The sequence below is a fragment of the Rhizobium sp. 01L410 genome, from assembly GCF_056400165.1.
Genome location: NZ_JBFTST010000001.1, coordinates 618,067 through 638,119, shown reverse-complemented (window position 1 = coordinate 638,119; position 20,053 = coordinate 618,067). Strand labels below are relative to the sequence as shown.

15 protein-coding genes are annotated in these 20,053 nt (G+C 60.6%); 7 read left to right on the top strand and 8 right to left on the bottom strand.

Annotation, left to right across the window (positions count from 1 at the left end; all coding sequences use genetic code 11):
- The first annotated feature begins 7 nt into the window (after positions 1-7).
- The 5 genes from AC1DV9_RS02835 (at position 8) to AC1DV9_RS02815 (ending at position 6,343) form a co-directional block, all read left to right on the top strand.
- Positions 8-874, top strand: a complete 867-nt coding sequence (locus tag AC1DV9_RS02835) for a MurR/RpiR family transcriptional regulator (RefSeq protein WP_112514419.1) — start codon at positions 8-10, stop codon at positions 872-874.
- Positions 875-896: 22 nt separating this feature from the next.
- Positions 897-1,673: an SDR family oxidoreductase gene (locus tag AC1DV9_RS02830; RefSeq protein ID WP_477946055.1), complete on the top strand. Its 777-nt coding sequence runs from the start codon at positions 897-899 to the stop codon at positions 1,671-1,673.
- Between the two features lie 31 nt (positions 1,674-1,704).
- Positions 1,705-3,621, top strand: a complete 1,917-nt coding sequence (locus tag AC1DV9_RS02825) for a beta-N-acetylhexosaminidase (protein ID WP_477946053.1) — start codon at positions 1,705-1,707, stop codon at positions 3,619-3,621.
- 10 nt (positions 3,622-3,631) lie between these two features.
- Entirely contained in the window at positions 3,632-5,068 is a 1,437-nt protein-coding gene (locus AC1DV9_RS02820; protein ID WP_477946052.1) for a M81 family metallopeptidase, read from the top strand.
- Between the two features lie 78 nt (positions 5,069-5,146).
- Entirely contained in the window at positions 5,147-6,343 is a 1,197-nt protein-coding gene (locus tag AC1DV9_RS02815) for an MFS transporter (RefSeq protein ID WP_477946050.1), read from the top strand.
- 129 nt (positions 6,344-6,472) lie between these two features.
- Here the strand turns inward: AC1DV9_RS02815 and repC are convergent, their stop codons facing one another.
- The 4 genes from repC to AC1DV9_RS02795 all read right to left on the bottom strand — a co-directional run bounded on the left by repC (position 6,473) and on the right by AC1DV9_RS02795 (position 12,729).
- Positions 6,473-7,741 (bottom strand): plasmid replication protein RepC, encoded by a 1,269-nt coding sequence (repC, locus tag AC1DV9_RS02810; RefSeq protein WP_477946367.1) that lies wholly within the window; start codon positions 7,739-7,741, stop codon positions 6,473-6,475.
- A gap of 151 nt (positions 7,742-7,892) precedes the next feature.
- A complete protein-coding gene (repB, locus tag AC1DV9_RS02805; protein ID WP_112388792.1) occupies positions 7,893-8,939 on the bottom strand; it encodes a plasmid partitioning protein RepB in 1,047 nt (348 codons plus the stop codon).
- A gap of 51 nt (positions 8,940-8,990) precedes the next feature.
- A complete protein-coding gene (repA, locus tag AC1DV9_RS02800) occupies positions 8,991-10,205 on the bottom strand; it encodes a plasmid partitioning protein RepA (protein WP_477946048.1) in 1,215 nt (404 codons plus the stop codon).
- Between the two features lie 487 nt (positions 10,206-10,692).
- On the bottom strand, positions 10,693-12,729 hold the full coding sequence (locus AC1DV9_RS02795) for an oxidoreductase (protein WP_477946047.1): 2,037 nt from the start codon (positions 12,727-12,729) through the stop codon (positions 10,693-10,695).
- A 145-nt stretch (positions 12,730-12,874) separates the two neighbouring features.
- Between AC1DV9_RS02795 and AC1DV9_RS02790 the strand changes: the two genes are divergently transcribed.
- Entirely contained in the window at positions 12,875-13,504 is a 630-nt protein-coding gene (locus AC1DV9_RS02790; protein ID WP_112388789.1) for a TetR/AcrR family transcriptional regulator, read from the top strand.
- A gap of 9 nt (positions 13,505-13,513) precedes the next feature.
- On the opposite strand, the gene AC1DV9_RS02785 is transcribed toward AC1DV9_RS02790, so the two are convergent.
- Both AC1DV9_RS02785 and AC1DV9_RS02780 read right to left on the bottom strand, forming a co-directional pair.
- The gene (locus AC1DV9_RS02785; RefSeq protein ID WP_112388788.1) at positions 13,514-13,948 is read right to left on the bottom strand and encodes a ProQ/FINO family protein; all 435 of its coding nucleotides are present in this window, start codon (positions 13,946-13,948) and stop codon (positions 13,514-13,516) included.
- Positions 13,949-14,088: 140 nt separating this feature from the next.
- The gene (locus AC1DV9_RS02780) at positions 14,089-14,292 is read right to left on the bottom strand and encodes a cold-shock protein (RefSeq protein WP_112388787.1); all 204 of its coding nucleotides are present in this window, start codon (positions 14,290-14,292) and stop codon (positions 14,089-14,091) included.
- Between the two features lie 326 nt (positions 14,293-14,618).
- On the opposite strand from AC1DV9_RS02780, the gene AC1DV9_RS02775 reads away from it, so the two are divergent.
- Complete coding sequence (locus AC1DV9_RS02775) at positions 14,619-16,961, top strand: methyl-accepting chemotaxis protein (protein ID WP_477946046.1); 2,343 nt, start codon at positions 14,619-14,621, stop codon at positions 16,959-16,961.
- A 95-nt stretch (positions 16,962-17,056) separates the two neighbouring features.
- On the opposite strand, the gene AC1DV9_RS02770 is transcribed toward AC1DV9_RS02775, so the two are convergent.
- Both AC1DV9_RS02770 and AC1DV9_RS02765 read right to left on the bottom strand, forming a co-directional pair.
- Positions 17,057-18,709 carry an acyltransferase gene (locus AC1DV9_RS02770; RefSeq protein WP_477946365.1) on the bottom strand — a complete coding sequence of 551 codons (1,653 nt, stop codon included), beginning with the start codon at positions 18,707-18,709 and terminating at the stop codon, positions 17,057-17,059.
- A 19-nt stretch (positions 18,710-18,728) separates the two neighbouring features.
- Positions 18,729-19,997 carry an ABC transporter substrate-binding protein gene (locus tag AC1DV9_RS02765; protein ID WP_477946045.1) on the bottom strand — a complete coding sequence of 423 codons (1,269 nt, stop codon included), beginning with the start codon at positions 19,995-19,997 and terminating at the stop codon, positions 18,729-18,731.
- Positions 19,998-20,053 lie beyond the last annotated feature (56 nt).

Genomic DNA, 20,053 nt, shown 5'->3' with positions numbered 1-20,053 from the left:
GACCGGCTTGGATATCTTTTCCACATTGCAGGAAGACAAGAGCCGGCTCTCAGCCTCCGAGGGTCGCATCGCCGAGATCATCGTCAATGATTTCGAGTTTGCAGTGAACGCGTCGATCATCGAGCTCGCCGAGCGGGCCCAGGTTTCCCCGCCGACCGTCACCCGTTTCTGCCGGCGGCTTGGCTGCGAAAGCTTCTCCGACTTCAAGGTGCAGCTTGCCCGCACCGCCCATATCGGCGTGCGCTATCTCAAGCCGGAATCGAAAAGCAGCGATCCGGCCGACGTGGCGCAGGATATCATTACCAAGGCGCAGAACGCGCTGTTCCTGCTGCACCGCTCGCTGGATCTGACGGCGATCGAGGCGGCCGTCGGGCTGATCTCCAAGGCTGAAATGATCTACGCCTTCGGCTCCGGCGGCAATTCCTCGATGATCGCCGACGAGCTGCAGAACCGTCTCTTCCGTCTTGGCCTGCGGATTACCGCCAGCTCCGACCACAGCATGCAGATGATGATGGCGGCAGCGGCCAAATCCGGCGACGTGATCATCGGCTCCTCCTTCTCCGGCCGCAATGCCGAGCTGGTCCGCTCCTTTGCTCTGGCACGCGAGGCCAAGGTGAAGACCATCGCGCTGACGCAGACCGGCAGCCCCGTCGCCAAAGCCGCCGAGATCGTCGTTCCGATCGACCTGCCCGAAGGCACCAATATCTACCGGCCGACATCGACCCGCATCGCCTATATCGCGACGGTCGATATTCTTGCGAGCCTCGTGGCCTATGCCATCCAGCCGAAGGCAACGACGACGCTCCGCCGCATCAAGCAGCAACTCGTCGCCCACCGTGACGGCACCGACGACCGGCAGCTGCTTGGAGACTGATTGACATGAGAGGACAGCAGCAATGACGCAATCGGCGGCCATCGTGACGGGAGCAGCAGGCGACATCGGCGCGGCGATCGCCGCGAGACTGGCCGACGATCACGACATTGTTCTGCTGGCCGATATCGATCCGAAAGCTGCGGCAGCAACCGCGGCGAAACTCGGCAGCGCCGATCGTTTCATCCCGGTCGAATGCGACGTCACCAGCGAGAGCAGCGTTGCAGCGCTCGCCAGGCGCGCAGCGGAGATCGGAACGGTCCGCACGCTGGTCAACAATGCAGGCGCCGCCCGCGCCGTCAGCCTGCATGACACGACGCCGGAGATCTGGCGGGCGGACAATGCGCTCAATCTCGAAGCGGCCTTCCTGACCTTCCGCGCCGTCGAGGATCAGCTGAAGGCGAGCAAAGGCTCGGTCGTCAACATCGCTTCGGTCAACGGCATGAATGTTTTCGGGCATCCGGCCTACAGTGCCGCCAAGGCGGGGCTTCTGCATTTCACCCGGCTGGTGGCCGTCGAATACGGCAAGTTCGGTATCCGCTCGAATGCGGTGGCTCCGGGTACGGTCAAGACCCAGGCCTGGGAAGTCCGCGCCGCGGCCAATCCCAATGTCTTCGAGGATGCCCGCCGCTGGTATCCGCTGCAGCGTGTCGTCGATCCGAAGGATGTCGCCAATGCCGTCGGCTTTCTCGCCGGACCGCTGGCGGCGGCGATCACCGGCGTCTGCCTGCCTGTCGATTGCGGCCTGACGGCCGGTCAGGCAGAGCTCGCCCGCACCTTCTCCCAATCCGAGCACTATTGAAAAATCATAAGAGAAAACGAGAGGAACAGAAATGAAACCGGTTTACTACCGCCTGGAAAACAGCTGGAACCCGGATGGCGGCCCGAACGGTGCATTCACCTTCACGCTCTTCAATCTGTCCGGCGAGCCGCTTTCCGGTTTCAAGCTCGTCTATACCTCGCTCACCCGCGTCATCGATGCGGCAGCTTGCGGCAACGCCACCTTCCTGCGCCGCAACGCCAATTTCCATGAGTTCGGTCCGCCCGCCGGTCTCACGCTCGCACCCGGCGAAAGCTGGAGTTTCAACGTCGCCGGCCTGCACCGCAAGGCGCAGCACTGCACCGACGGCGCCAAGTCCGCCTACCTGACTCTCTCCTCGGGCAAGCATGCGCCGGTCGCCGTGTCGGACCTCTTGCTGGAAGGCCGCACCAGCGAGCCGCCGCCGGAGCTTCTGCCGGAAGGCCGCCTCGATCTCCCCTTTGCGCTTCAGCCATGGCCGGCCGAGATCACTGCCACACCGGGCGACGGCTTCCCGGTCGTGCTCTTTCCGCAGGACGCAAGCGTCGAGGAACTCGCTGCCATCTCGACGGTGATCTCGCTGACGCGGCGCCTGTTCGAAAGCGATCACTCGGTCTTCAATCTTGCCGCCTCGCCGCAGGGCCGCCCGCTGATCTTCAAGACGGATGCCGCCCTTGAGGCAGAAGCCTATCGCTTGGATTTCGCATCCGGCAGCGTGACGCTCAGCTATTCCGGTGCTGCCGGACGCCAATATGGCCTGACTTCGCTCGCCCAATTGCTGAACGGCGCTCGCGTCACCAAAGACAAATTCCGCTTCCCCATTTCAGGGACGATATCGGACAAACCGCGGTACGGCTGGCGCGGCTGCCATCTCGACGTCTCGCGCCAGTTCTATCCGGTTGCCGACGTCAAGCGGCTGATCGATATTCTCGCTTGGTTCAAGCTCAACATCTTCCATTGGCACCTGACCGATGACGAGGCCTGGCGTCTGGAGATCAAGGCCTACCCGCAGCTGACGGCGGCGGGCGTTCTGCGCGGGCCCGACGAACCGCTGCTTCCACAACTCGGCAATGGTGCCGAGCCCACCGGCGGCTTTTATTCGCAGGACGACATCCGCGAGATCGTCGCCCATGCCAGTTCGCTGAGTGTCGAGGTTATTCCCGAGATCGACATTCCCGGTCACAATGCGGCAACGCTCGTTGCATTGCCCGAACTCACCGACGGCCAAGAGGCGCCCGACAGCTATCATTCCGTTCAGGGCTATCCCAACAATGCGCTGAACCCCGCCATACCGATGACCTATGAATTCCTGGAGAAAGTTTTCGACGAGATGGTCGAGCTTTTCCCCTCCTCCTACATCCATATCGGCGGTGACGAAGTGGCAAACGGCTCGTGGCTTGCCTCGCCGCTTGCCAAGAAGCTGATGGAGAAGGAAGGCATCTCAGGCACGTTCGGGCTGCAGTCCTATTTCCTGAAGCAGGTGAAGGCGATGCTCGACAAGCGTGGCCGCAAGCTCGCCGGCTGGAACGAGGTGGCCCATGGCGGCGGCGTTGCGGCAAAGGACAGCCTGCTGATGGCCTGGGAAAATCCGCAGGTCGGCATCGAGCTCGCCAGGGAAGGTTACGACGTCGTGATGACGCCGGGCCAGGCCTATTATCTCGACATGGTTCAGGCGACGGCTTTTCAGGAACCGGGCGCCAGCTGGGCCGGAACGGTGCCACCGGCCCATACCTACGCCTATGAAGCGGCAGGCGAATTCCCGGAAGAGCTGAAGGACCGGCTGAAAGGTGTTCAGGCCTGTATCTGGTCTGAGCATTTTCTGTCGCGCGGCTATTTCAACCGTCTCGTCTTCCCGCGCCTGCCTGCTATCGCGGAGGCGGCATGGACGCCGAAGGCGGCGAAGGACTGGCATCGCTTCGCTGCCATCGTTCCGCTGAGCCCGATGCTCTAGGATGACAGCGATGCGGATTGCGATCGGTGGAATTCACACAGAATGCAGCACCTACTCGCCGGTGCTGATGACCGTGGATGATTTTAAGGTGCTGCGGGGGGAAGAGCTCCTCGGCGCGGCCTATTTCGACTTCGTTCACGAGAGCGGTGTTGACCTGCTGGCGCTGCTTCACGCCCGCGCCGTGCCCGGAGGCCCGGTGTCGCGCGTCGCTTACGAAGCCTTCAAGTCCGAGTTTATCGAGAGGCTGAAAGCGGCGCTGCCGCTCGACGGCCTCTACCTCGCCATGCACGGCGCGGTGAATGTCGAGGGCATGGACGATGCCGAGGGCGACTGGATTTCGGCAGCACGCGCCGTCGCCGGCGATGCCTGCATCGTCGCGGCGAGCTACGACCTGCATGGCAATGTCAGCCAGACGATCGTCGACCAGCTGGATATCTTTGCCGCCTACCGCACAGCGCCGCATATCGATGTACGCCAGACGATGGTCCGTGCCTGGACAATGCTCGTTGATGCGTTGAAGACCGGCGAGCGGCCGGGTGTCGCCTGGGCGCCTGTCCCGGTTCTCTGGCCCGGCGAGCGCACCTCGACTGAGGACGAACCGGCGAAAAGTCTCTATGCCAGGCTGCCCGGATTCGACGCCCGCGACGGAATTCTCGATGCCAACATGATGGTCGGCTATGTCTGGGCCGACGAGCCACGCGCGACGGCCTGCGCCGTTGTGACAGGCAAAGACAAGGCTGCGGTTATAAAGGCGGCAGAGGAGATTGCTCTCTCCTATTGGGATGCACGCGCCGAGTTTCGTTTCGGCCCGGTCACCGGTCCATTGGGCGAAGTCCTTGATATCGCTCAGAATTCATCGTCACGTCCGGTTATCCTTGCCGATTCTGCGGACAATCCGACCGGTGGCGGCGTCGGCGACCGTGCGGATGTGCTGCGAGCCGTTCTGAGCCGCAATCTGACCGGCGTTCTCTTCGCCGGTATCACGGATCGCCCGGCCGTTGACGCATGTTTTACTGCAGTAAACTCTGCAAGGGTAACGCTATCGATCGGCGGCAGTCTCGATCCGTCGAGCCAATCGGTCGATGTGGAAGCGGAAATCCTGACCCTTGACGACCCCGGCATTCATGCCGACCGGCAGGTTGTTGTGAGGATCGGCGGCGTGACTGTCGTTCTTGCCGCGCGCCGGCGCCCCTACCACAATATCTCGGATTTCACCCGCCTCGGCCTTGATCCCAAATCCGTACGACTTCTCGTCGTCAAATCCGGCTATCTCTCGCCGGAGCTGGCGCCGATCGCTAATCCGAACCTGATGGCTTTGACGGATGGCGTGGTTGGGCAGGATATCGAAAACCTCGTCAGCCTGCGCCGGCAGCGTCCAGCCTTTCCATTCGATCGCGATTTCGCCTATAGGCTGGGAGCGCGTCTTTCCGCTTCCTGGAAAGTTTGACAACAACATACGGCGACTGTCCATATCGGGTGGCTTCATCTCCGCCCGGCCTGTATTCGCCAGTCTTCGATGAAGAACATGAAACGCCTTATCCCCGACGTCTTCCGCAACCCGGTCATCCGGGTGAGCATGCTTGCGATTTTCACCTTCGGCTTTGCCGGCGCGACGACCTCGCCCTACCAGTCCGTCGTCGGCATTCGAGAGCTGGGTCTTTCGAACGCGCTTTATTCCGCACTGATCTTCGCAGCCGCAACCGTCAATGTCGTCGTCAGCATCCTGCTGGGCAATCTTGCCGACCGGCTGGGCGAATACCGGACGATGATGCTGATCGCCGCGATCTTCGGCGTTGCCGGTTACGGCGCCATCTATCTCATTCCGACCGAACAGGTCTTCGTGTTGAGCGCTCTTCTCATCCTGCCCGTCTATAGTTCGCTGAGCTCGCTGTTGTTCGCCAATGTCAGAGCGGCGACCGGAGACATGAACAGAAGTGATGTCGCGACTGTCAATTCGGGTGTGCGCGCGATGATCTCCCTCTCCTGGGTTCTCGTCCCGGGTCTGACCGGCATTCTGCTCTCCGGTTCGCCGACCATGCTGCCCGCCTATCTCTTTGCCTGTATTTCCTGTGTCGTCTGTCTGGCGTTGATCGGGCTGTTTCTGCCACGGCAGAGCGGTACCGACCATGCGGCCACCCATCATCTGTCCTATCTCGCTGCGCTGGGGCAAGTCGTCTCACCGAAGATCCTGAGCCGGGTGATGGCTATAGCCTTGATCAGCAGCACGCTTCACGTCAATGGCGCCATCCTGCCGCTGGTGGTCACCGGTGCTGCGCATGGGACCGTTGCCGATGTCGGTGTCCTCGTCGGCATCGTTGCCTTCCTCGAGGTCATCTTCATCATTCTCTGGTCGCGGCTGCTGCGGGTGATCAGCCAGCTGACGGCTCTGGCCGCGGGAACGATCATCTACGCCGTCTATCTCGTGCTGCTCGCCCTCGCCTCCGCGCCCTGGCAGGTCTACGCCCTCACCCTTATCAGCGGGATTGGCGCAGCCGCCCTGATCAGCGTTCCGATCACCTATCTACAGGATCTGATTGCCGAGCGTCCGGGCCTCGGCAGCGCGTTGATCTCGGTCAACATATTCCTCAGCGCCGGATTGAGCGCCTTGCTCTTTGCCGCTGGGACGGCCCTGACAACCTATTCCGGCACGGCATTCGTCGGTGCGATCTCGGGGGTGGCCGGGCTCGGTCTGCTGCTGTTTCTCGATGGACGCCGACGTTAGGCTAAACGACTGGATTCGCTTGGATTTCAGTCCATATGGCGCTCTCATGGCCTGATTTCTCCGCGTTCCAATCGTTGTTTATCCGATGTTTTCTTGGCGCAACGGAACTCAATGAATAGTTTGCTTCCATCATTGGGTAACAGGCGTTGGAGGGCCTGCCGCAGGCTCCGATATGTTCGCTCGTCGCAAAGCGGCAAGCATTGGCCATGTGTTGAACCGCCCCTCCCCGGCGCGGCGCGATAATGTCCGCAAATAGCCGCCTGGAGACGCAATCGTACTACCCTTCTGGAATATGCAGGCGATCGCGACAGCCGTATTCTGCACGCCCATCCTGTTGACGGCCTGATGATAGGCGGATGGATCGATTTGCAGCATAGTGCTGACGATGGTGCTGGCGCTGATCAGATCGCTCCACGTTCGAACACTTCCTCCCGGTCCGTAAAGAGCGATATCGGGGCAGGTTTCGGTCACTGTGGTGATCGGGTAGGTAATCGACGCCTTCCCGGGTAGCAGCTTCTGTCGTTCTAAAGCGTTGTCGCCGAGATCAGCGGAGTTTACTGCGGTCAACCCATCCCCGGCATTCGCAACCGGATGTTCAGATTCAGAAATAGATTCAGATTCTGATATCTGTATGTGCCGCTCATTCTGTAAGGCATTGGCGCTCGGATTTTCGGTTTTAATCTGTGTTTCCAGTTGCTTGACGATTTCGGCGCGAAATTCCTCGAGCTCGGCCAGAACGGAAGCGATCAGATGCGGGGTTGCAACGCGTGGCAGCTTGTTGAGGATGGAATGAAACGCATCATCAATCGCCCGCCAGTCGCCATCGGCCGACTCGGCGATCGCAGCTGTGATCAGCTTCGAGATATCGCGCCTGCAAAGGGTGAGCTGTTCCTTGATGGTCTGCAGATGCAATTTCTCGGCAGCGACCTTGGCTGCGAGGCGTTCGATTTCGTCTGCGCGGGCAAGCAGCGGCGCTAACGAGAAACCATAGGCATCCCGGATTTCGCCCTGACGGTCCTTGCGCGCATAACGCTTACCATTCGGACTGTCCTTGCGGAGCACCAGGCCGGAGGCGATGAGAGATGCCATATGCCGCCGCACCGTCTGCTCGGCCATGCCGTGGCATCGGATTGAAAGCTGGTTGTTAGATGGGAACACGACAAGGCTGCGCTCGGCAGAGAGTTCGCCATGTGGATAGAAGCTCAGAAGCGCATTCAGCACCGCGAGCGCCCGGTCGGAAATATCGAGCAGAGGTTTGGCTTCGCAGAGCGCGCGATAAATTTTCCACTTGTCGACCGAGGCACTGCTCTCGATCTTTTGGGCCCTGACCTGGCTTGCAAGCATGCCAAGCGTCATCGGCCGCCGCCCAAAGGGCGTCGTCACACTTCCACCATCCATTTTCTTCGCCTTCTTCAAGGCAAAAGATGTCAGCTCACCAAAAATAGGTGCCGGGGACTCTTGACTATGTGGAGTGGAAATGTGATTCTCTGGGTGTCTAGATCAGAGAGGGCTTCCACTACGGCAACGTTTTGGGGGCCTTTTCTTTTGCTTATTGATCTCCATTCTTCGATGAAATCATGTCCTTCTCGAACGCCTCGTAGAGACGATCCAGATTGTCTGCGATATAGGCGCCGAAGGCCGATCCCTTGGCTGCCTTCAGCGCGATCGTGAACTGTTTGCCGTTATCCTTGATCTTCGCCTTGACCGAACCGTCGCGTCGCTGCCATTGGCTGATGGATGCCGGCTGCGCCTGGTTTTGAGCGGTGGAAACCGGTTTGCCGTTCAGAAACTGCACAAGCATATCGAAACGCACGTCCGGTTCGGCAGCAACGAAATCGGGCGTCTCAACGAAGAGAGTTGCCCGCTCGGCGGAATTTTCTTCTTCGAACTTGACTGAAAGATCGTGCCAGCGGTCGCGGCCGGTGGCGCGCGCAGCGCCGATTGCCGAGAGAACCTCGGCCGGGATGCGGCGGGTGACCGACAGCATCTTGGAGACCGTCGTCTTATCGGCACTCAGCGCCGACATGATGGTCTCGCGGTCGAAACCGAGCGTATCGAGCTTGTCGGCAAACATCGTGCGCTCGATGAAGGAGAGGTCGGCACGCGCCGAGTTTTCCTGACCCTGGGCGATGACGTGGTCACGGTCGTCGAGCTTCTTGACCACGGCGCGAACCGGACGGCCGAGCTCCTTAGCAACGCGCGCACGGCGATGACCGAAGGCGATTTGATACTTGCCATCCTTTTGCGGATGCGGACGCACCAGAATAGGGGAGTCCTGACCGCGCGAGCGGATCGCTTCCAGCAATTCCTGAAACTGCTCGTCGGTTTGAACCAGACGATCGCTGACGAAGGACTCCTCGATGAGAGCGGTATCGAGATCGATAACCGTTTCGCCATGAGCGAGCTTTTCTTCGATATCGCGCGCCGCATCCGCCCTCGCCGCCAGCGCGTCGATGCTGCGGGTGACGGCGCCAAGCGCCCCGATTCCCTTGAAGGCAATCTGCTGCTTTTCGGCACCGGAATCGCCTTCGATATTTACCGCGGTAAACTTCTTGGAATCGTCCATCAGGCCGGAGAGGATATTCTTACGTGCCATATGTCTCCCTCCGGACGGTCGATCGGTTTCCCGTGGCGAAGCCGTGAGTTATCATTTGCGGCCCCAGGCTTTGTGGATGAGATCGGCGATCTCGCCGTTGACTGAATCCATCGCTTCCATTGCGCGGTCATAGGTGGCGCGCGTAAAGGCGCTGCGCTCGACCTCGTAAAGCGTCTGGTTGGTCATGGCCGCATCCGATATAGCGACGCTTCGCAGCATCGGATTTGTCAGAACGTGATTGCGGAACATCGAGCGCATGAAGGCGACCATCTGCGTCTGCGGCCCGTCCTGCGGGTCGTAGCGGGTCACCAGATAGCGCAGCCAGTCGAGGTTCATGTTGCCGCCGGCGCCCTTCAGGGTGTTCAGCACCTCGCCGAGCATCTGCAGGAACTGGCACATCGACATGACGTCGAGCATCTGCGGATGAACGGTGATCAGCACCGCGGTCGCGCTGCAGATCGCGCTCATCGTCAGGAAGCCGAGCTGGGGAGGGCAGTCGATGACGACGACGTCGTAATCATCTGATACCGAAGACAGCGCCTCGTCGAGACGGGCAAAGAAGATCCGGCCGTAATCGCTGGTCTTGCCCTGAGCGAGAATGCGCGGCGTGTCGTGCTCGAATTCCATGAGCTCGAGATTGCCGGGGACGAGGTCGAGGTTGGGGAAATTGGTCTTGCGGATGATTTCCTTCAGCGGCCGGCGCTCGTCGTCGTAGCGGATCGCCGCGTAAAGCGTCTCGTTTTCATCGACGTCGAATTCCGGCTGGAAGCCATGGATGGCGGACAGTGAGGCCTGAGGGTCGAGATCGACAGCCAGGACCCGGTGGCCGGTGAGGGCCAGGTGCTGGGCAAGATGGGCTGCGCTCGTGGTCTTGCCGCTGCCGCCCTTGAAGTTGACGACGGCGACGACTTGAAGATGCTCGTTGCCTTTGCGATGCGGAACGTAGCGCGTGCCGCCACGGGCGTTCTGGTCGAGAAACTGGCGCATCTCGTTCATCTGAACGGCGGTGTAGGAACGGCGCCCGGACGAGGTGACCTGGGGGAGGGGGCCTTTGCCCTCCAGCGACAGGTTCCTGAGATAGCCGCTGGTGACGCCGAGAAAGTGCGCAGCCTCCGCCAGCTGGAACTCGCGCAGATCTTTCATGGCCCGCGGCGGAAACATTTCCAGCCGGTGCTGCTTCAGCTTCTCGGACAGTTCCTGTGCCTGAGCGATGATCAACTGATCGACGTCAGAAATTGCCTTATCAATTGTCGGTGCCATATTCATGGAAATCTCGAAAATGCGATTTAAACACCCTGCGGGCCTTGAAAGCGCATTTAGCTCCGATTCTCCTTTTCTTGCAAGGCAATTAGGATTAACAGGGAGTTAACCGGATTTCTTCGAGAAGCCTTGAACAGATTGGCGGCTGAAAAGAGCGGTTTTCCGCGCCGGATAAGCCTATGTATAGGCAGCGGAAGCGAACAGCGTTTCTACTTCCGTTCAGGGGAGAACATTAACCATATCACGGCATTAGCCACTGTCGGTTTTGGGTCTCGGAGGCCGCGAATCGAATCGCAATTCGTTTGCCACTGCCTATCTTGAGCCCATTTCGGCTCGCCGATCAACGGTTTACGGACCGATCTGCTGTGAACAATCCGACCGATATGAGCCGCAAAAGCGCTGGTTGCGACAAACGCCCGGCCTTGCCTCAGGCCGGGTGCCGCCTGTCCCTGCTGCGACTCGGGGACGACGCGGCTGCATTCCCGCGCCGGGATCAAAGGCGGCTTGCGATCCGCAAGCCGTCATAGATGGCGGCATGGGTGTTTCGCGCCGCCACTGCATCTCCGATCCGGAACAGCTGGAATTTGCCATCGGCATTGCGGGTGACGGTCTGCGGCTCCCCGGCCAGCAGCTGATCGTGCGATAGCTCTCCGAGATTGCTGGAGAGCGGCTTCAGTTCGAAATAGAGGTCATCAAACGGGATTGTGCCGTGATTGACGACGATCTGGTCGACGATTCGCTGCTTGGAAACGCCGCCGTAATCGCTGCCAACATGCGCCAGCAGTTGATTGCCTGTTCTCTCTGCCTGGTCCAGACGGAAGGTGACGGTGAAGATGACGTCGAGCTTTTGCAGCGTGCGCATATAGGGAACGAGGTTCATCGCCATGACCTCGGGCGCAAAGGACCGATCCGGCGTCATGATCTCGACCTTCGCGCCTGTCCTGGCGATAATCTCCGCCGCCTGCAGACCGGCATGGTCGCCGGCATCGTCATAGATCAGCACATTGGTGCCGGGCTTCACGTCGCCCGAGATGATATCCCAGGCGGAGACAACGAGCTCGTTGCCCTTCGACAGGACATCGGTATGCGGTAGGCCACCGGTGGCGATGATCACAACATCAGGGTTTTCGGCGGCGATAGTGTCAGCCTCGGCCCAGCTGTTGAAATGGAAGGTCACACCCCGTTTCTCGCACTGGCTCATGCGCCAGTCGATGACGCTGATCATTTCCTTGCGGCGTTCGCTTTGTGCCGTCAGGCGGATCTGCCCGCCGGGATTGTTGGCGGCCTCGAAGACGACGACCTCGTGGCCGCGCTCGGCGGCGACGCGCGCCGCCTCGAGCCCGGCCGGGCCGGCACCGACAATGACGATCTTCCGGCGGGCATCCGCCTTTTCCACCACATGCGGCATCGTCTCTTCGCGGCCGGTGGCGGCGTTGTGAATGCAGAAGGCCATGCCGCCCTGGTAGATCCGGTCGAGACAGTAATTGGCGCCGACGCAGGGGCGGATATCCTCCTCCCGCTTCTCGATGATCTTTCGAACGATGTGTGGATCGGTCATGTGCGCCCGAGTCATGCCGACCATATCGACCTTGCCGGAGGCGATGGCGTGGCGGGCGGTTGCGACGTCGGGGATCTTCGCGGCATGGAAGGTCGGAAAATTGGTCGCGGCGCGGATTTCGCCGGCGAAATCCAGATGCGGCGAGTTCGCCATGCCCTGAATGGGGATGACGTCGGTCAGGCCCGGATCGGTGTCGATATGCCCGCGGATGACGTTGAGATAGTCGATCAGCCCGCTGTCGCGCAGCCGTTTCGAAATCTCGATGCCGTCATTGCGATCGGTACCGCCGGGAAGACACTCGTCGGCGGTATAGCGGACGCCGAGGATGAAATCGTCGCCCACTCTTTCTCGCATCGCCCTGAACACGTCGAAACAGAAGCGCATGCGGTTTTCCAGCGAACCGCCATAGGGGCCGTCGAGTTCATTGGTCAGCGGTGAGGCGAACTGATCGATCAGGTGGCCATAGGCTTCCAGCTCGACGCCATCCATGCCGCCCGCCTTCATCCGCTCCGCGGCATCCGCGAAATCCTTGATGATGCGCTCGATATCCCAGTCTTCAAGTTTCTTCGGAAAAGCCCGGTGCGCGGCCTCGCGCTGGTGCGAGGGTGCAAGAACCGGCAGCCAGTCGCCCTTGTCCCAGCGGGTGCGCCGTCCAAGATGGGTCAGCTGGATCATGATCGCGGCACCCTGTTCGTGGACGGCATCGGTCATGTCGCGGATCCACGGGACGATCTCGTCCTTGTAGGCAAGCAGGTTGTTGAAGACGGGAGGACTGTCGCGTGAGACTGCGGCCGAGCCCGCGGTCATCGTCATTGCCACACCACCTTTGGCCCGCTCGACTGTGTAGGCGCGGTACCGCTCCTTCGGCATGCCGTCGTCGGGATAGGCAGGCTCGTGGGAGGTGACGATGATCCGGTTGCGAAGCGTCAGGTGCTTGAGCTTGCAGGGTTGCAGGAGGGGATCGTTCGACATCGCGGTGCTCCAGTGTTCATGACTGGGATCGAAGGTTATCCAGAAATGTACACCTATGTCAATTTAGAAGGCATTGCTGTTTTGCTGACAGACAGCGATGCACAAACCCGTTGTTGCCGCGATGGGAGTTTGGTACCTCTGCGCCATGGAGCGATTACAGAATGATAGCGGCTGGCGGGGCTCGCCGGATGTGTGGCTTGAGGCGGCCTATGCCTCGCTGCTGGAATCGGGCGTCGATAGCGTGCGTATCCTGCCGCTCGCGAAGAAGCTCACGCTGTCGCGCACCAGCTTCTACTGGTTCTTCAAGGATCGCGAGGAGTTGCTCGGCGCGCTGGTCGCCAGATGGCGGGACAAGAATACCGGAAATCTGGTCAGGCGTTCGGAAGCCTATGCGGAAACGGTGGCCGAGGCGATGCTGAACGTTTTCGACTGCTGGATCGATCCTGCACTGTTCGACGCCAAATTCGAGTTCGCCATCCGAAGCTGGGCGCTGCAATCGGCGGAAACGCTTGCGGAAGTGCAGGAAGCCGATCAGCTTCGGATTTCCGCCCTGACGAAAATGCTGCACCGCTTCGGTGAAGACGAAGCCAGGGCCGATGTCCGGGCCCGCACCGTTTATCTGGTGCAGATCGGTTATATCTCCATGCAGTCGCAGGAAGATCTTGCGGTACGCATGAAGCGCATCCCGGAATACGTGGAAATCTTCACTGGCCGGTCGCCGGAAAACCGCGAACTCGACAGATTCTATTCACGCCACGGCTACGTGCCGGGCTGAAAGGGCCCGCTAGTGTCCGGCGCGCGCTTCATCGATGTGTGCCTTGTTGGCCTGCTGTCTTTCGATGCTCGTGCGCATCAGTTGCCGCTTCACGTCGAGAAAGCTTTTCTGCGCCGCAAGGCGGTCTGCAGCGCTGAGCGGTTCGACCGGTCTGCCGTCGATGTCGTGGCGCATCGAATCGGGCTGGGCGCTGGCGAAATAATAGCGCTTGGAGAAAATGTGGAACGCCGTCGCCCGGCGCAGGCTGCTCACGCCATGCTCCGGCTTCAGCAGCGCCTTGATCTCGTTGAAGAGGCCGACCGCGAAGGGCAGGATGGGGTCACCGGGATTTTCGGGCAGAATTCCGATCGAACGGGTCAGCATGGCGTTGATCGCCCGGGCTTTCTCGACATCCGCTTCGGTTGCCGCAATCGGTCCGCGGCTGACAGTCCAGGCTTTGCGCATGATTTACTCCACATGGCTTCCATACGTTGCCATTGTGAAAAAACCGCGACATCCGCTGATGTTCCCGTGACGGAGACCTGATCATCAGCATCGAATGAAGGCCCAGCCGGCACAGGCGTGCGGCTGGGCCTTGCAAAATATTAGAGAACTGCGACGTTTTCGGCCTTGGACTTGCCGGTCTTGCGGTCCTGTCCGACTTCGAAGCTCACCTTGTCGCCTTCGCGAAGCGAGCCGCCGCGCTGCAGAGCAGACACGTGCACGAATACGTCAGCGCCACCGCTTTCCGGGGTAATGAAGCCAAAGCCCTTGTCATCGTTGAAGAATTTTACAGTACCAGTAGCCATCAGAGTTCCTTTTACTTCTCTTAGCCGTTTTCAATCGCCGCCGGAGCCTATCGCTCGCGCGCCGGCTTATCAACGGTTTACGCCTTTTTACAGGGTGTAGTTCTTTCGCAGAAGAACGGCGTTTGGTCCAGCAATCGTTTTGCGATCGGCATCGCAAAAGCAATTTTGACGCCAAAGGCGCCTCGTGACGCCCGTCTGATTGCTTTCCAAGATATCTGTCAATCAAACATTCCTTAATCATGAATAGCTAAAATTGTAAGTCTAAAGCCAAGAATATCGGCGGCGGGTTCAACGTAAAACAATCATGACGGGAACGAGTTATTAATATGCTCTTCAAAACAACGACAGGTCGTAATCTATTCTCGATTGGCGCTTGCGGCGTCGTTGCCGTTATTGCCGCATCCGGCGTCCTTTTCTTCAGATCCTACACGGAAATACGCACAGAAAGCATGGATCAGATGCGCCAGATCGCCCGGTCCGAGGCGATTGCTGTCGAGCGCGATATTGGCGGTACCGTCCATATCGTCGATAGCCTGGATGCCGTTTTGCAGACTTTGAAGCAGACCGGCGATGCCGATCGCACCAAGGCCGACAAGATTCTCTTGAACATGCTGCAGGCCAATCCGGCAATCCTGGCGACCTGGACCGGCTGGGAGCCGGATGCCTTCGACGGCAAGGACAAGGATTTCGCCAACAAGGAAGGTTATGACCAGACCGGCCGCTATGTGCCGTACTGGGTTCGCAGCGGCACGCAGATCACCCATACCGCATTGACCGACTATGCGACGCCGGGTCCGGGCGATTATTATCAGGTTCCATTCACGACGCGCAAGACGACCGTCGTCGAGCCCTATCCCTACACGATCGATGGCAAGGAAGTGCTGATGACCTCGGTCACCAAACCGATCATCATCGACGGAAAGCCGGCGGGCGTCGCAGGGCTCGATCTTTCGCTTCAGGATACCAGCAAGGCGCTGTCACAGATCCAGCCAATGGGGACAGGCTTTATCGGGCTCGTCAGCGGCGGCGGTAAGATTGTCAGCCATCCGAATATTGCATTGATCGGAAAGAGCCTCAGCCAGGCAGGCGATGAGACGGCGGGATGGGACGGCCTGATTGCCAAACCCGGTGCCGAGCAGCAGCTGATGGCGAGCGATGGCACTGCTTCTCTGGCGGTCGCCGTTCCCGTCAAGCTCGGCGAGGGGCCGGACTGGTATGCGGTGATATCCGTACCGAAGGCAACGCTTTTTGCCGAGCTGAATGCAATGATCCGCGATGCGCTGATCTCGACCGGCGTTGCCGCCTTGATGCTCGGCCTCGCCGGCTGGCTGATCGCACGCCGTTTTATCGGCCGGATCTCCAATGTGATTTCCGAGACGGCCGAGATCGCCGCCGGCAAGCTCGACGTGCAGATCAAGGACGCCGGTTCGAAGGATGAGATCGGCGATCTCTCCCGCTCGCTGAGCCGGCTGCTGGAGAGCAATCGACAGAAGTCCGATCTTGAAAATCAGGCCGCTGCCACGCATGCGCAGCAGGAGAAGGAGCGGGCAGAGCGCGCACGGCTGAGCACGGCGCAGGAAGCCGACGTCAAATTCGCTGTCGGCGAGCTGGCGCGCGGACTTTCCAGGCTTGCGGAAGGCGACATGACGACGGTGCTCGAGCAGCCCTTCACGGCTGCTCTCGATGAGACCCGCGTCAATTTCAACGACTCGATCGTCAAGCTTCGCTCGGCGATGGTCTCCTTCTCGCAGAATGCCAATGTGATCCAGAGCGGCGCCGGCGAGGTTCGCTCCGCCGCCGATGATCTGGCGCGGCGCACGGAGCAGCAGGCAGCGTCCGTCGAGGAAACCGCAGCAGCGCTCGAACAGATCACCACTTCCGTCAAGGATTCGACCGTCCGTGCCGAGGAGGCCGGATCGATGGTCGCTCGCACCAAGGGCGATGCCGAGCGCTCGGGCGAGATCGTCCGGCGCGCTGTCGATGCCATGCATGCGATCGAGCAATCGTCGCGGTCGATCTCCAATATCATCGGCGTCATCGACGACATCGCCTTCCAGACCAATCTGCTGGCTCTCAACGCCGGCGTCGAAGCGGCGAGGGCAGGGGAGGCCGGCAAGGGCTTCGCGGTCGTCGCGCAGGAGGTTCGCGAGCTTGCCCAGCGCTCGGCTGGTGCCGCCAAAGAAATCAAGACGCTGATCGTCTCCTCGGGATCGCAGGTCAAGACTGGCGTTGATTTGGTCACCGAGACCGGCAACGCGCTATCGGCCATCGTCGGTCAGGTGCAGCAGATCGACCAGAATGTCGACGCGATCGTCAAGTCCGCGAGGGAGCAGTCGACGGGCCTTCAGGAGATCAATACCGCGGTGAACCAGATGGACCAGGCAACGCAAAAGAATGCCGCCATGGTCGAAGAATCCAATGCCGCCTGCCACACACTGGCGACCGAAGTCGCGGCGCTGGCGGAACGTCTTGCGCAGTTCAAGCTGGACGACGGCGCTAACGGAAACCGGCCTTACGACGTCTCGGGCAATACCCATAGAACGGCAAACGGCAGCAGGCTTCACGCGGTCGCCTCGCCGGCACGCACGCTCTCGACAAAGCTCGCCGTTGCCTTCGGCGGATCGGGCGGGACGACGCATTCGGCCAGCAACGACTGGAAAGAGTTCTAACGCTCGGCTGCGGCGGCAGCGAGAGTGACGGAAGGGCCGCAGCGATGGATTTCGTTGCGGCCTTTTCCGTTCTGCGGGCGCGGTCGGAGTTCTCGCTATAAACCGAGACCGACGGCGGCCGTGCGATGCACGCCCTTTGGCAAAAAGGAGAATGCGTTCGCCAGGCCAAGATACTGGGCTGCCAGATGAACGACCGAAAGCCACATTTCGGTTCCCTGCAGGCTGGCCGGGCTGCCATCGGCAAAGGCGAAACCTTCGCCGTCCTGCCAGCGGTCCACCGCTCTGGCGATGATCTTCCTGGCGATGTCTTCGGCGTCGCCACGCCGGTAGTCACTCTGGCGCGCGATGAGCAGGAGAGGGTGGATCGTATCGAGAAGATTGCACGCGGTGTATTTGGAGCCGGTGAAGCCCTGATGGTTGCGGTAGTTCAGCAGCACCGTTTCAAACGCTTCATGCGGCTTCGGTAGGGGCACGCCGAATTGTGCATAGGTTCCACGCGTCAGGCGGTAGAAGCCGTTGACAGGCTGCAGCCAGCCTTCCGCCGCCGTCGGTTCGCCCCATACACCTGTCGCCACGTTGACATGCCGCGTCAGCCATTCGAACAGCGCCTGGCGTGGCTGGTCCACGTTGAAATATCTCGCGTTGAAATACATGGCGGTGCCGATCGCATCGATGACGCTGCCCGCGCTCCAGGCTGCGGTTGTCCAGGGCAATCCCAGGAGCCAGCGATCTAGTTCGGCGAGATCGATCTGCACGGCCTGGATTGCCTGCTGCGGATGGGAGCCCAGGACTTCGAGTGCGTAGCCTGCGGAGAGCACATTATAGAGCGCTTTCGGATCCCGCCGCAGTGCGGTGCCGGTGAAGTGTGTTCCAGCTTCCGGGAAAAGACCGGTCTCACGGTCCTGAAGGCTCCGGAGCCGCTCGATGGTCTCCGCCACATTCAGTCCGGGCGGCAGTTCGCCGAAGCCTGCAGCAATCTCGATCGCATCGCAGAGGTGGCGGGCAGCCGGGCGGGCGACGCCATCAGCTTCAAGTGACAGATAGGCATCGGCAGTTTTCCAGCGCTGAAGGATCTCCGGCCACTGATCCCGCGCCTTCTGTCCAAGCGCCTGAAGATTGCCCTCGATGCTACCGGGCCGGCATGACCGGGGCGGCTGGCCTCTCATGCGGATGACTCGCGCCGGTACGCCGCCGGCGATCGCCATCGGCGGAATTTCGCCGGAAACGACAGCACCCGCCGCAATGACCGCCCCGCTGCCGATGACGGCGCCGTCAAGCACGACGGCATTGGCGCCGATCCAGACGTCGTCTCCGATGGTGATGCCAGTCGTGGTCACCTTCTGCCGGTGGATCGGCACGCCGGGATCGTCGAAACCGTGATTAAAGCCGACGATCGACGCATGCGATGCGATCCGCACGCCATTGCCGCAGGTCACCTTTCCGGAGACGCAGGCGAAGGGGTTGATGGTGCAGTCATCGCCAAGCACGACTGCACCGCGGACCAGCGCATGCCCCGCGATCCATGACCGCTCGCCCATCTTCAGGCTTTCAGTGAAGACCGCCGCGTGCTCGGCGATGTAGGACGTATCGGCGAATTCCGCGCCGCAGGACTCCTGCAGCGCAGTCTTTCGTTCGATATGGTCAAGATGGTCGAGGTCGGCAGCGGCACGCTCCCACGGCAGGAACTGCAGTCTGCGCGCTTCCTTGTGCTCGTCCAACGGCTGCTGCGGACTATTGCGCTGATCCATCATGCTTCCCCGGTGCTGCTCATCCGCCGAATATGCGCTTGCCTTCCGACATGAGTTGCTTGCCAGCGTCGGATGGCGTTATCTGCTCGAAGGCGACGCTGTCGGCAGTCGCAGTCAAAACCTGCTGCGAGAACTCGGCAGCGCCGATCGGGATTGCAGGCGGATAGGGGCCGACCCTATCCTTCAACGAGACGATGTAATCGATCGTCTGCTTCGAAACCTTGTCGCCGGTGGCAGCGACGTCGCCCTGGATCTTCGCATTCACGGGAACGCCGCGTTCGGTTCCAAGAGCATGCCCGGCATTGGTGTCGTTGACGAAGAAGTTGATGAACTTCGCAGCCGTCTCCGGCGACTTCGACCAGGGCGATATCGACCATAGCGTCGAGGGCCGGTAAAACAACCCCGAGGGACCGGACGCCTCCTGCACCGGCAGCGAGCCGATCGACATTTCCGATTTTGCCAATGCACCGTAACCGGCAAGCTGATTGGAATAGGCAAATGCCATCACGGCATTGCCGCTGGCGATCGGGTTGGTTTCGATATTGCCCTTGTCGAGGGCCTGAATATCGGCGGTCACGCAACCGCCAGCCTTCGCCAGCTGATCCCAGTAATCGAACCACTCGATCGCGTCGGCTTCCTGGAAGCCCAGCTGTCCGTCCTGCGTGAACAGTGTCTTGCCGCGCTGGCGCAGCCAGACTTCGAAGACGAAGCTGTATCTCGCGCCGTTGCCGACGGCAAAGAGGCTTGCGGAACCAGCGGCCTTCTTGAAGTCGGTGCAGATCGTCTTGAACTGCTCCCAGGTCGTGGACGCCGCCGGCACCGGAACTCCGGCTTTCTCCAGCGCTGCCTTGTCGACGATCAGGGCCGCGGCGTTGAGCGATGTCGGAATGCCGGTCAATTTTCCATCGACCGTGCCGAGATCCAGTGCGCCGGAGGCGAAATCCGTCGATTTGATGATGCTGTCGCGAAACGGCGTGAGATCCAGCGTCGCGCCGCGGCGGGAATAGTCGGCAAAGGTGACTGGCTCGAGTGCGAAGACATCGGGCACATTGCGGCCCGCGACCATGGTGCTCAGTTTCACCCAATAGTCGGATGTGGCGACCTGCCCGGTAAATTTTGCGCCAGGCGCGGCGGCTTCGAACTGCTTGATGACCTCGCCAGTCCGTTTTGCCCGGTCCGGGTTGCCCCACCAGAACACTCTCAGCGATTCGTCCGCGGCGAGTGCCGCGGGAATGTCGATCATGGCGGCGGCAATTGCACTTGCGATGAATTCTCGACGTCTCAGCATCTTCCCCTCCCAGGTCAATGCCGCCCGCTTGATGCGGCGACTGTGCAACGATAAAC